This is a genomic window from Dyella ginsengisoli LA-4, assembly GCF_000334915.1.
Taxonomy (GTDB): domain Bacteria; phylum Pseudomonadota; class Gammaproteobacteria; order Xanthomonadales; family Rhodanobacteraceae; genus Dyella_A; species Dyella_A ginsengisoli_A.
In genome coordinates this window covers 157,052-168,651 of record NZ_AMSF01000025.1, presented here as the reverse complement: position 1 = coordinate 168,651, position 11,600 = coordinate 157,052, and the positions used below count along the sequence as shown (strand labels likewise).

Below are 11,600 nucleotides of genomic sequence, written 5' to 3'. Positions count from 1 at the left end.
TCATGGTGCGCCCGGCGCCGACCGCCGGTGCCGCGCTTCGCCCCCTCCTTTTTCTGACGAGACCGCTTCCTGATGCAGGCTGCAAAGAAGAGAATCTCCAGGGTAAACGTTTTCGTCGCCCTGTTCGCCGCTGCGCTGGTCCTGGCCACCGCGCCGGCCGGCGCTGCCGGCCGCACCACGCCACCGTTGAAGGCCATCCACACCTTCCAGGAGGCGCCGCCCGCCCAGCAGGCGATGATCGACGACCTGGAACAGCGCACCTTCCGCTGGTTCTGGGACAGCGCCGACCCGGCGACCGGGCTGGTACCGGATCACTACCCGGGCGAGTCGTTCTCCAGCATCGCCGCGGTGGGCTTCGGCCTGACCGCCTACGGCATCGGCGCGGAGCGCGGCTACATCACCCGCGACCAGGCCGTGCAGCGCACGCTGGCCACGCTGAAGTTCTTCCACGACGCGCCGCAGAACGCCAGCGAGGACGATGCAGCCGGTTACCACGGCTTCTTCTACCACTTCCTCGACATGCGCACCGGCAAGCGCGAGGGGCGCTGGACCGAGCTGTCCAGCGTCGATACCACGCTGCTGCTTGGCGGCGTGCTGTTCGCCCAGTCCTACTACGACCGCGACACCCCGCAGGAACAGCAGATCCGCCAGCTCGCCGACGCCATCTACCGGGCGGTCGACTGGCCGTGGATGCAGGTGCGCTATCCGCTGATCTCGATGGGCTGGACCCCGGGCGGCAAGTTCATCCCCAGCGACTGGAAGGGCTACAACGAAGGCAAGCTGGTCTACCTGCTGGCGCTGGGTTCGCCCACCCACCCGGTCAAGCCGGACGCATGGAAGGCCTGGTGCTCCACCTACGACACCACCTGGGGCCGCTTCCACGGCGAAACCTTCCTCAACTTCGCACCGATGTTCGGCCACCAGTACACCGAGTCGTGGATCGACTTCCGCGGCATCCGCGACGACTGGAACCGCAAGCACAACCTCGACTACTTCGAGAACGGTCGCCGCGCCACCTACGCCCAGCGCAACTACGCCATCGCCAATCCCGGCGGCTGGACCGGCTACGGCAAGAACGTGTGGGGCCTGACCGCCAGCAACGGGCCGGGCGGGTTCATCGTCAAGAGCGCCCAGGGCGAGCGGAAGTTCCATGGCTACACCGCGCGCGGCGCCGGGCTGGACTACATCTCCGACGACGGCACCATCGCGCCGACCGCGGCCGGCGGCTCGATCGCGTTCGCGCCGGAGATCGTGCTGCCGGCGCTGATGGCCATGAAGCAACGCTACGGCCAGTACATCTACGACCAGTACGGCTTCGTCGACGCCTTCAATCCCAGCTTTCATACCCAGACCGCGCTGCGTACGGGCAAACTGGTGCCCGACGTGGGTTGGGTCGACACCGAGCAGCTCGGTATCGACCAGGGCCCGATCCTGCTGATGATCGAGAACTGGCGCAGCGGCTTCGTGTGGAACGTGATGAAGAAAAACCCGTACATCCGCAAGGGCCTGGAGCGCGCCGGCTTCACCGGCGGCTGGCTGGCGGCGGAGCCGGCCACGCCGTGAAACGAGGCGCACGGCCCGCCCTGCGCCAGGCGCAGCGGGCCGTGCTGCGCGCCCTCGCCGTGTTCTGCGTGGCTGGCGGCCTGCTGACCGGCTGCCACGAGGAGACCGGCGGACGGCAGACCCTGACGTTCTGGACGTTCGGTCGCGAGGGCGAGGCGATGCAGGCGCTGCTGGCGCCGTTCGAACAGGCCCATCCGGACATCCAGGTGCGGGTGCAGCAGCTGCCGCTCAGCGCCGCGCACCAGAAGCTGCTCACCGCCTATGCCGGTGGCTCGATGCCGGACCTGATGCAGCTGGGCAACACCTGGCTGCCGGAGATGGTGGCGCTGGATGCGGTGGAGCCGCTGGACGCCCGCGTCGCCCATTCGACCGTCATCCAGCCGGCCGACTACTTCGACAGCATCTGGGCCACCAACCGCATCGACGGGCACCTCTACGGCGTGCCGTGGTACGTCGACACCCGCCTGCTGTTCTACCGCGTCGACCTGCTCCGCCAGGCCGGCTTCGACCATCCGCCGCGCACCTGGGCCGAGTGGCGGCAGATGCTTGCCGCGCTGAGCGATCCGGCCGAGCATCGCTACGGCATCCTGCTGCCGACCAACGAATACGAACAGCTGATGTCGCTCGCGCTGGAGCAACCCGACCCGCTGCTGCGCGACGGCAACCGCTACGGCAATTTCGAGAGCGCCGGCTTCAAGCGCGCGCTGAGCTTCTACGTCGACACCTTCCGCCTGCACCAGGCGCCGGCCATCAGCAACGTGGTGGCCGGCAACCCATGGGAGGAATTCGGTCGCGGTGTCTACGCGTTCTATTTTTCCGGGCCGTGGAACATCGGCGAGTTCCGCAGCCGCCTGCCTGCCAGCGCGCAGTCCACCTGGGACACCGCACCCCTGCCCGGTCCCGACGGCCCGGGCACCGGGGCAGCCGGCGGCGCCAGTCTGGTGATCTTCCGGGGCTCGTCGCACAAGGAGGCGGCCTGGGCGCTGATCCAGTACCTGTCCGAGCCCGCCGTGCAACGGCGCTTCTACGACCTGGTCGGCGACATGCCGCCGCGGCGCAGTGCCTGGGCCGGTGGCGCGCTGAGCCGTGACCCCAAGGCGCAGGCGTTCCGCATCCAGCTCGAGCACGTCAAGCCGACCCCACCGGTGCCGGAGTGGGAGCGCATCGCCAACGAGATGCAGCTGGCCGCCGCCCGCGTGATCGCCGGCGAGCTGAGCGTCGACCAGGCCTGTGCGGAACTGGACAGTCGCGTCGACGCGATCCTGGAGAAGCGGCGCTGGGTGCTCGACCACCGCGAGGAGGGGCGATGAACCGGCAGCGCGTCGCCTGGCTGTTCCTGACCCCCGCGCTGATCGTGCTCGGCGTGTTCTTCCTGCTGCCGGTGCTCGGCGCCCTGGCGCTGAGCTTCACCGACTACGACCTGTACGCGCTGGCCGACCCGCACAACGTACGCTTCGTCGGCCTGCACAACTACTGGTCGCTGCTGCACCGCCCGGTGTTCTGGGCGGCGCTCGGACATACCGCCTACTTCGTCGCGGTCGGCGTGCCGCTGTCGATGGTGGTGTCGCTGGGTGCGGCGCTGCTGCTCAACTCGCCGCTGGCCAAGGCGCGGGCATTCTTCCGCACCGCGCTGTTCGCGCCAGTGGTCACCACGGTGGTGGCGGTGGCGATCGTCTGGCGCTACCTGTTCAACACCAAGTACGGCCTGGTCAATGCGCTGCTGGAGTGGCTCGGGCTGCATCCGGTGGACTGGCTCGGCGATCCGCACTGGGCGATGCCCACGATCATCCTGTTCGCGGTGTGGAAGAACTTCGGCTACAACATGATCATCTTCATGGCCGGCCTGCAGGCGATCCCCGCCGAGCTGTACGAGGCCGCCCGCATGGACGGCGCCACGCCGTGGCGGCAGCTGCGCCACATCACCCTGCCGCTGCTGCAGCCGACCCTGCTGATGGTGGCGATCCTCACCGTGTCGGGCTATTTCCAGCTGTTCGCCGAACCTTACGTGATCACCGAGGGCGGCCCGCTGCAGAGCACGGTGAGCGTGCTCTACCTGATGTACGACGAGGGCTTCACCTGGTGGAACCTGGGCTCGGCGTCGGCAGTGGCGTTCGTGCTGTTCATCGTGATGTTCGCGGTCACCGCGCTGATGCTGCGGCTGTCGCGACGCAGCCTGCGCGAGGGCGAACTGGCATGAGGCCCCGACTGGCCAGCTGGACGATCAACGGCCTGCTGCTGGCCGGCAGCGCCGTGGCGCTGTTCCCGCTGGCGTGGATGCTCTCGGTGTCGTTCATGCACCCCGGCGACAGCGGCAGCCTGCCGCCGCCGCTGCTGCCGGCCGACGCCACGCTGGCCAACTACCGCACGCTGTTCCTGCGGGTGGGCATCGGCGGCTACCTGGCCAACAGCCTGGCGGTATCGACCGCGATCACCGTGTTGTCGCTGGCGTTCAACCTGATGGCCGGCTACGCCTTCGCCAAGCTGCGCTTCCGCGGGCGCACGGCGGTGTTCCGCGCATTGATCGGCGGCCTGGTGATCCCGGCCCAGGTGGCCATGCTGCCGCTGTTCCTGCTGCTGAAGTACCTGGGGCTGGTGAACAGCTACGCAGGCGTGGTGCTGCCGGCGCTGGCCAGCGTGTTCGGCATTTTCCTGGTGCGCCAGTACGCCCGCGGCATTCCGCGCGAGCTGCTGGAGGCCGCGCGCATGGACGGCGCCGGCGAGGTGTGGATCTTCGTGCGGATCGTGCTGCCGCTGCTCCGGCCGATCGTGGTGACGCTGGCGATCATCACCTTCCTCACCGCCTGGAACGATTTCATGTGGCCGCTGATCGTGCTGACCGGGCAGGACCACTACACGCTGCCGATCGGACTGGCCTCGCTCGCCCGCGAACACGCACGCGACACCGAATTGATGATGGCCGGCGCGGTCGTTACCGTACTGCCGGTGCTCGCGCTGTTCCTGGCGCTGCAACGCTATTACCTGCAAGGGCTGCTCCTGGGCAGCATGAAACGATGACCGAAAACCTCCCCCCGCTGCTGCCGCGACGCTATCGGCTGGCCTGGCTGCTGCTCTGGTTCGCCCTGCTGGGCGCGCTGGCGTGGTCGGCCGCACAACCGCATCACGCCTCGCCAGCGCCGGCGATCGGTGCACAGATGCACCGGCCCGGACACGCGCGCGGCGGCATCGACGAGACGATCGACCGCCATCTGCGGCCCGGCGGCGCACCCGGCGAAACCGCGTTCCGTCAGCCGTGAGCGACGCGGCCGGGCCCGCGCTGGTGGTGATGGGCGTCTCCGGCAGCGGCAAGAGCCATATCGGCGCGGCGCTGGCCGCGGCACTGGGCGCGCAATTCCTCGACGCCGACGATCTGCACCCGGAAGCCAACCTGCGCAAGATGGCGGCCGGCGTGCCGCTGGACGATCACGACCGCATGCCGTGGCTGGATGCCGTGGCCGCCTGGATCGGAGCGGGACGGGCCCGCGGCGAGGCCGGCGTGGTCGCCTGCTCGGCGCTGCGCCGACGCTATCGCGACTGGCTGCGCGCCGCTGCACCCGAGCTGGGCTTCGTCCATCTGGCGGTACCGCGCGATGAGCTGGACCGGCGGATGCGCGAGCGTCGGCACTTCATGCCGCCGTCCCTGCTGGACAGCCAGCTCGCCACGCTGGAGCCGCCGGCGGCCGACGAGGACGCCTGCACCCTCGACGGCACCCGCCCGATGGACGAGAACATCGCGCGCGTCCGGGCCTGGCTGTCGACGCGCGCGGCGGCGAAGGGCTAGAACTTCCCGGCGCGGAAATCCGCGATCGCCTCGTGGATCTGCTCGGGCGTGTTCATCACGAACGGACCGTAGCGCGCCACCGGCTCCTTCAGCGGCTGGCCAGCGACCAGCAGCACGCGCGCGGCGGTGTCGCCGCCGGCAATCGTCACCGACTCGCCGCGGGTCAGCACCGCCAGCTCGCTGCGCGCCAGCGACTCGCCGGCGACCTGCGCCGATGCGCCCTCGAACACGTAGGCGAAGGCGCTGTGGCCTTCCGGAAGCGGCACGGTAATCGCGGCACCTGGCTGCACACTCACGTCGAGGTAGATCGGTGCGGTCGCCACTCCGCTGACCGGGCCGGTGGCGCCACCGAGCTCGCCGGCGACCACGCGCACCTCGACACCGGGCGCCGGCTGCACCACCGGGATGCGTTCGGGTGCGATGTCCTGGTAGCGCGGCGCGGTCATCTTGTCCTTCGCCGGCAGATTCACCCACAGCTGGAAGCCCCACATCAGGCCGTTCTCCTGCTGCGGCATCTCCGAATGCAGGATGCCGCGGCCGGCGGTCATCCACTGCACGCTGCCGGGACCGAGATCACCCCGGTTGCCCTGGTTGTCGCCGTGCTGCATGTGGCCGGCCAGCATGTAGGTAACCGTCTCGAAGCCGCGGTGCGGGTGCTCTGGGAAGCCGGCGATGTAGTCGCCGGCCTGGTCGGAGCGGAACTCGTCCAGCAGCAGGAACGGGTCGAGCATGTCCAGCGCGCTCTGGCCGATGACGCGCTTGAGCTTCACGCCCGCGCCGTCGGCGGTGTCCATGCCGCGGATGCGGCGGAAGATGCGGCGCTCGGTCATGACGGACTCCATGCGGAAGGGGATCGCGACAAGATGCGCGCGGGCACGCGATTCGCCAAGGGTGGACCGGCGAACGGATCGTTTCGCCGGCGGCTCAAGCCAGCCAGCGGAAGGCGCGGCGCAGCTCGGCCTCGCCGTCCTGCAGATAGCAGCGGCCGTGCGCCAGGATCACCCGGCGTGGCCGCCACGCCAGCATCCGCTCGAGGCAGGCGCGGGCGATGCGCTTGCGGTCGACATAGGTCAGGCGCATGTCCACCGGCGCCTTGCCGTCGGGATCGAGCGAGCCGGCCAGGCGCACCAGCAGGCGCATCGCACGCGGCAGGCGGGACGGCTCGAAGTTCTCGATCAGGTCGGTGAGGATCAGCGTGCCGCTGTCGCGGTGCAGGAACACGATCTCCTCCAGCACGCGGCTGCCGCGGAAGTGCAGCTGGTCCAGCGTGTCTGCCCAGGCCGGCGGTGGCGCATCGCCCAGCCCGGCATCGAACGTCACTGCGATGCGCTGGCTGGCGGCGCGTTCGCGCACGCCGGGCGAGGCCCACGCTACGGCATCGGGATAGCGCTGCTTCCACGCCGCGATGTGGGCGTAGTGCAGCATGTTCGGCGATACCAGGTGACGCACCGGTCCCAGCGCGTCGATCGCCGCGAACAGGCCGGCGTCCGGCGCGATCGGCGAGTGGCACCACAGCCCGCCGTCGGCGAGCCGGGCCACGGTCATGCGGGTGGGAAAAGGAAGGCGGCCACCGGGCACCGCCATGCGGATCTCCGGGCCATCGACCAGCCAGAACCCGGACGCGACGGGCTTGATCACGTTGAGCGGTTCGTACAGTCCGAGCGACGACACGGCCGCGCCCGGGGTCTCAGTGCACCCAGTGACCGCTGCGCTGGCGCGGCGGCGCCGGGTGCTCGTCTTCGGGAGCCAGGGCGGTGCGGGCCAGCGCCTCCAGCTCGGCTTCGGTAGCCGGGTTTTCCTGCCAGTAGCGGCTGACCGCGCCGAGCACGGCCGGCAGCTGCGCCAGGCACTCGTCGTACTCGTCGTCGCTGAGCTTCTCGAATTCGGCATCGGCGTTGAGCACGCCTTCGTCCACGGCCAGCGCCATCACCGGACCCAGCAGCTCCATCAGCGAGGGGTCGTCGGCCAGGCGCTTCTCCCACAGCGTGGCGCGCAGGTCGATGCCGCGGCTGAAGCCCTCGCACCAGCCCGCGGCGCTCAGTGCCGGGCCCAGCTCGGTGTCGATCTCGCCGAGGATCGGCTCGTAGGCGTCCACGTCCAGTTCGGCCTCGATCGAGTCGTTGAGCTTGGCCAGCAGGGCCAGCACACGGTTGCCCTCGTCCTCGTCGGCGAAGGGCTGGTGCAGCACTTCGGGCAGCCATTCCTCCGGAGTCACCAGGATCGGCCCCACCGCCAGCGCCGAGAGCAGGCCGTGCACGCCGTCCAGCAGCAGGTGGTCGCCCTCGGCGTGGGCGCGCAGGTACCGGTCCAGTTCGTCCAGTTCGCTGTCGTCCAGCGAGCTGGGCCAGTCGTTCGATGCGTTGTTCATGCGTGTCAGATGTCCAGGTCCAGCGTGACCGGCGTGTGGTCGGAAGGGCGCTCCCAGCGGCGCGGTTCGCGGTCGATTGCGGCGGCGCGCGCGCGCGGCTTGAGGGCTTCGCCGATCAGGATGAGGTCGATGCGCAGGCCCATGTTGCGCCGGAAGGCGGCCTGCCGGTAGTCCCACCAGCTGAAGTGGCCCGCCTCGGTTTCGAACAGGCGGAAGCTGTCGTGCAGTCCCAGGTCGGTGATCGCCTTCAGCGCGGCGCGCTCGGGCGGGGAGCACAGGATGTCCTCGCCCCACGCCACCGGATCGTAGACGTCGCGGTCGTCCGGGCAGATGTTGAAATCGCCCAGCACGACGAGCTTGGGGTGGCGCTCCAGCTCGGCGGCGAGGAACTCGCGCACGCGCTGCATCCAGTCCAGCTTGTAGGCGTATTTCTCGTCGCCGACCGCCTTGCCGTTGACCACGTACAGGTCGACCACGCGCAATTCGCCGACCGTGGCGGCGAGGATGCGCCGCTGTGGATCGTCCAGTCCGGGAATGTCGGTGACCACGTCGGCGAAGTCGGGCTGGCTGTCGGCACGGGCGAGCAGGGCGACGCCGTTGTAGGTCTTCTGGCCCGAGTACACCGCGCGGTAGCCCGCCGCAGCCAGCGCATCGACCGGGAACTTGGCGTCCTCCAGCTTGGTTTCCTGCAGCGCCACCACGTCCGGCTGCGCGTCGGCAAGCCATTGGGTGAGGTGCGGCAGACGCACGTTGAGCGAGTTGACGTTCCAGCTGGCGATCTTCATCCGCGCATTGTAAGGGAGCGGCCCGGAGGCCGCTCCGCGGTCAGCCGGACGGGGCCACCAGCCGCACCGGCACCGGCGGCATCGGCAGGGGCGTGCCGCAATGCAGCGGCGAATCGGCAGGCGCCGGCTGGCCGTGCTCCGCCGCGTAGCCGACCGGTACCGGCTTGCCGGCGATGCACCGTGCGCGTACGCGGCGGGCCAGCGCCAGCGGGTCGGCCGAAGCCAGCGGCTCACCGAGGATCGAGATCACCCGCGCGCCGGCGTGCAGTGCGTGGCAGCGCGGCAGCGGCTGGTCGAGGCGGAAGCCGTCGGGATCGTTCCAGAAGCTCACGGTGCCGCCGCAATCCGCCGCCATCAGATGCATCATCACCTTGCCGAGGTAGGTACGGCGGGTATCGGCATCGAGGGTGGTGACCGGCTGCACCTTCACCCCCAGCGACGACCACGCCTGCTCGAGCTTCGGGGCAAATGCCCCCGGCTCGGCCACCGCCTGCTCCAGAAGACGCCGCACCGACGGCGCGAGCGAGGGTGGCATCAGGTCCTGCCAGCGGTAGCCGTCGCGCGGATGCCGCGCGCGCGACTGGCGGAGCGCGCGCCACAGGCCGAAATAGCCGTGCGCCGGGTCGGCGGGATCGGCCGCCACCGCCAGCGCCGACATCAGTGCCGCGCCGCAGGCATAAGGCATCGCGCCCGGCTGCGGACGCTCCAGCGCCCTGGCCACACTGATGTCGTGCGGCAGCTGCAGCAGGCAGCTGTCATAGGATCGGGCCACCGCGTCCCAGATCGCCTGCCGCGACTGGCCCAGCACCGCGCCACCGGCAAAGATCTTGGCCAGGTCGGCGCCACCTTCCTTGGCCAGCAGCGCCTCGCCTTCCGGCGAACCCAGCGCGGGACCGCTATCCCAGCTGTGGAACAGCTCGTGGGCGAGGAAGCGGGTGAGCTGGTCGGCACTGTCCGGGGCGACCTGGCTCCAGCCATCGCCGAACAGGCCCAGAGTGATCGAGGCGGGCAGGTGATCGCCCCTGAAGTCGCGCGCGCCACGCGGCAGCGGCCGGTTGAAGACGAACAGCATCGGCACCCGCGCCGGCCCCATCGACTGCGTATACCGGTCGACCAGTGCCGGCGCCTCGCGGGCGATGCGTCCGCGCACCCAGGCCGGCGTGCCGTGATCGCTCACCAGCATCAGCGCGCCGTGCCGCAGCACCAGCGGCCGGCCGAACGCGACGTACCCCTCGGGCGCGGCCATGTCGGTCGCCAGCGGTGTCGGCTGTGCGCGGCCGTAGCCGATCACCTGCTGTCCCGACGAAGGCACCCAGCGCGGACACAGTTCGATCCGGCTGTCCGACGCGGCGAGGAACAGTGGCGCATACACCGCCACGGTGCCGTCAGTGAAGCGCAGCCAGGGCGCATACGCGCGGTCCTCGAGCGGCGCGGCGCCGTGCACGTCCATGCGCAGGTGCAGGGTGCGCTGCCCTGGCGCGGCCGCCGTCAGCGTGGTCTCGCCGATCCGCGCCGAGCCGTCCGGCGAGGTCCACAGCTTCGTGCGGTGGTAGGACGCGAGGTCGCGCAACGCCAGGGTATCCACGCCCCGGGGCAGGGTCACGGCGGCTTCCACCACCTGCGTCTTCGCGTCGTAGTGCACCTTCACCGGCACGCAGGCCGCGTGGATCGGCGCGGCGTGCATCAGCCACAGCACAGCGAGCGTCGGCAGCAAACGTTTCATCCTCGGGCATCCGTGTCGTAACCAGCTTCCATTGAAGCGGCGGCGGCGCTCGTGTACACGCCCCAGAGGTCACGAGCCGATCAGGGCTCCTGCCGCGTTCCCGGCGGCGAACGTCGCTTCGACGATGGCGCCCCCGGGATCTCCCGAAGCCACTCCGCGATCGACGAAGCGCCCGTCGGTGCGGAAGTGACGAGGGGTGCGGAAGCAGCGAGCTGCCAAGCCAGCGAAGTCCAAGCCGAGAACACGCTCTCGATCGACAAGGCGTCGACGCGCAACACGTCCGGCAGGCCGCCAAGCACCGTGACCGGCGACCCTTTGCCGCTGCGCGGGGTCCACTGGCTGGGCCAGCGCGCGCCGAACATCACCACCAGCGGACACCCCATCGCCGCGGCCAGATGAGCCGGACCGGTGTCGACCGAGACCATGGAGTGCGCCAGTTCCAGCAGCGCCTTCATCCGCGGCAACGGCAGCTCACCACACGCCGACACCAGCTGCGGACAGCCGGCAGCGGCGCGGATCGACTCCACATGACGGCGCTCGGCGGGTGCACCACACAGCACGATGCGCGCCCCCGGCAACTGCGCCGCGATGGCGCGTGCCAGCGCACCCCAGCGCTCGGCCGGCCAGGCCTTGTCGTCGTCCGCGGCATCGCGCACGCCGTTCCAGCGCATGGTTCGCTTGTTGGACGGCTGCAACAGCACCAGCGGGCGCCCCAGCCAGCCGCGCCGGCCCAGCCAGTCCAGGCACTCGATGCGGTCACCGTCGGCGAGCGGAAGCTCCGGGGCGCGCGGCACGTCCTCCACCACCCCGGCGCCGGCCGCGTCCAGGAACGCCGGCGGCAGGCGATCGCCGAAGCGCAGCAGCCAGTCGATCTCGTGTTCCCCGGCTACCGTCGGCATCTCCCCGATGAAACTGCAGTGCTCGCGGGGAATGCCTGCCCGCCGGAGCATGGGCAGCACTTTCGTGCTGAAGCGCGGCTCGTTCTGGCAGACGTAGAACGGCGAATCGCGCAGCGCACGCAGCACTCCGACCGCGCGCAGGCGCTCCGGATGAAGCCAGAGCGGGCCGGACTGGGTGCGCAGGGCGATCACCCGACCGACGTCCGGATGCCCGTCGTACAGTCCGTGTGCGCACTCGCCCAGGGCCAGCAGCACACAGGGCTCCCGGTGACGTCGATGCAGCAGGCGCAGCAGCGGCTGCAGCAGCACGGTATCGCCCAGTCGGGCGAAGCGGATGACCACCGGTGGCCTGGCGCTGGGCATGGGACGCAGACACGGCAAGGTTTTGCCATCGCCGGCCCGCACGAAGCCGCGCCGACCGGACGCCGGTCGGCGGGATCATCGTCGAGGGTCGAGCGAGCCTGTCGCCGGCTCGATCTGCCTC

Annotated in this window: 12 protein-coding genes; 6 read left to right on the top strand and 6 right to left on the bottom strand. The window is 70.2% G+C overall.

Annotation, left to right across the window (positions count from 1 at the left end; translation table 11 throughout):
* Positions 1 to 72 precede the first annotated feature (72 nt).
* The 6 genes from C693_RS0107825 to C693_RS0107800 are packed head-to-tail and all read left to right on the top strand — an operon-like array spanning position 73 to position 5,341.
* Positions 73 to 1,563, top strand: coding sequence for a glucoamylase family protein (locus tag C693_RS0107825; protein ID WP_017461709.1), 1,491 nt, complete (start codon positions 73 to 75; stop codon positions 1,561 to 1,563).
* Positions 1,560 to 2,873, top strand: a complete 1,314-nt coding sequence (locus tag C693_RS21355) for an extracellular solute-binding protein (RefSeq protein ID WP_017461708.1) — start codon at positions 1,560 to 1,562, stop codon at positions 2,871 to 2,873. Before C693_RS0107825 ends, C693_RS21355 begins: the two co-directional genes overlap by 4 nt.
* Positions 2,870 to 3,760, top strand: coding sequence for a carbohydrate ABC transporter permease (locus C693_RS0107815; RefSeq protein ID WP_017461707.1), 891 nt, complete (start codon positions 2,870 to 2,872; stop codon positions 3,758 to 3,760). The genes C693_RS21355 and C693_RS0107815 overlap by 4 nt, the downstream gene beginning before the upstream one ends.
* A complete protein-coding gene (locus C693_RS0107810) occupies positions 3,757 to 4,578 on the top strand; it encodes a carbohydrate ABC transporter permease (protein WP_017461706.1) in 822 nt (273 codons plus the stop codon). Before C693_RS0107815 ends, C693_RS0107810 begins: the two co-directional genes overlap by 4 nt.
* A complete protein-coding gene (locus tag C693_RS0107805; protein ID WP_017461705.1) occupies positions 4,575 to 4,817 on the top strand; it encodes a hypothetical protein in 243 nt (80 codons plus the stop codon). The genes C693_RS0107810 and C693_RS0107805 overlap by 4 nt, the downstream gene beginning before the upstream one ends.
* Positions 4,814 to 5,341, top strand: coding sequence for a gluconokinase (locus C693_RS0107800; protein WP_017461704.1), 528 nt, complete (start codon positions 4,814 to 4,816; stop codon positions 5,339 to 5,341). The genes C693_RS0107805 and C693_RS0107800 overlap by 4 nt, the downstream gene beginning before the upstream one ends.
* On the opposite strand, the gene C693_RS0107795 is transcribed toward C693_RS0107800, so the two are convergent.
* The 6 genes from C693_RS0107795 to C693_RS0107770 all read right to left on the bottom strand — a co-directional run bounded on the left by C693_RS0107795 (position 5,338) and on the right by C693_RS0107770 (position 11,479).
* Complete coding sequence (locus C693_RS0107795; RefSeq protein WP_017461703.1) at positions 5,338 to 6,171, bottom strand: pirin family protein; 834 nt, start codon at positions 6,169 to 6,171, stop codon at positions 5,338 to 5,340. The genes C693_RS0107800 and C693_RS0107795 overlap by 4 nt on opposite strands.
* Positions 6,172 to 6,265: 94 nt before the next feature.
* Complete coding sequence (locus C693_RS0107790) at positions 6,266 to 7,012, bottom strand: DUF4336 domain-containing protein (RefSeq protein ID WP_017461702.1); 747 nt, start codon at positions 7,010 to 7,012, stop codon at positions 6,266 to 6,268.
* Positions 7,013 to 7,028: 16 nt separating this feature from the next.
* Positions 7,029 to 7,709, bottom strand: a complete 681-nt coding sequence (locus C693_RS0107785) for a YecA family protein (protein WP_017461701.1) — start codon at positions 7,707 to 7,709, stop codon at positions 7,029 to 7,031.
* A gap of 5 nt (positions 7,710 to 7,714) precedes the next feature.
* Entirely contained in the window at positions 7,715 to 8,494 is a 780-nt protein-coding gene (gene xth / locus C693_RS0107780; protein WP_017461700.1) for an exodeoxyribonuclease III, read from the bottom strand.
* Positions 8,495 to 8,534: 40 nt separating this feature from the next.
* The gene (locus tag C693_RS0107775) at positions 8,535 to 10,217 is read right to left on the bottom strand and encodes a hypothetical protein (RefSeq protein WP_017461699.1); all 1,683 of its coding nucleotides are present in this window, start codon (positions 10,215 to 10,217) and stop codon (positions 8,535 to 8,537) included.
* An 80-nt stretch (positions 10,218 to 10,297) separates the two neighbouring features.
* Complete coding sequence (locus C693_RS0107770; protein WP_017461698.1) at positions 10,298 to 11,479, bottom strand: glycosyltransferase family 9 protein; 1,182 nt, start codon at positions 11,477 to 11,479, stop codon at positions 10,298 to 10,300.
* Positions 11,480 to 11,600: the final 121 nt, after the last annotated feature.

Excerpts from the sequence above, each read along its gene's own strand:
- C693_RS0107825 (WP_017461709.1), top strand. The coding sequence starts at position 73 with ATGCAGGCTGCAAAGAAGAGAATCTCCAGGGTAAACGTTTTCGTCGCC.
- C693_RS0107815 (WP_017461707.1), top strand. The coding sequence starts at position 2,870 with ATGAACCGGCAGCGCGTCGCCTGGCTGTTCCTGACCCCCGCGCTGATC.
- C693_RS0107810 (WP_017461706.1), top strand. The coding sequence starts at position 3,757 with ATGAGGCCCCGACTGGCCAGCTGGACGATCAACGGCCTGCTGCTGGCC.
- C693_RS0107805 (WP_017461705.1), top strand. The coding sequence starts at position 4,575 with ATGACCGAAAACCTCCCCCCGCTGCTGCCGCGACGCTATCGGCTGGCC.
- C693_RS0107795 (WP_017461703.1), bottom strand. The coding sequence starts at position 6,171 with ATGACCGAGCGCCGCATCTTCCGCCGCATCCGCGGCATGGACACCGCC.
- C693_RS0107785 (WP_017461701.1), bottom strand. The coding sequence starts at position 7,709 with ATGAACAACGCATCGAACGACTGGCCCAGCTCGCTGGACGACAGCGAA.
- xth (WP_017461700.1), bottom strand. The coding sequence starts at position 8,494 with ATGAAGATCGCCAGCTGGAACGTCAACTCGCTCAACGTGCGTCTGCCG.
- C693_RS0107775 (WP_017461699.1), bottom strand. The coding sequence starts at position 10,217 with ATGAAACGTTTGCTGCCGACGCTCGCTGTGCTGTGGCTGATGCACGCC.
- C693_RS0107770 (WP_017461698.1), bottom strand. The coding sequence starts at position 11,479 with ATGCCCAGCGCCAGGCCACCGGTGGTCATCCGCTTCGCCCGACTGGGC.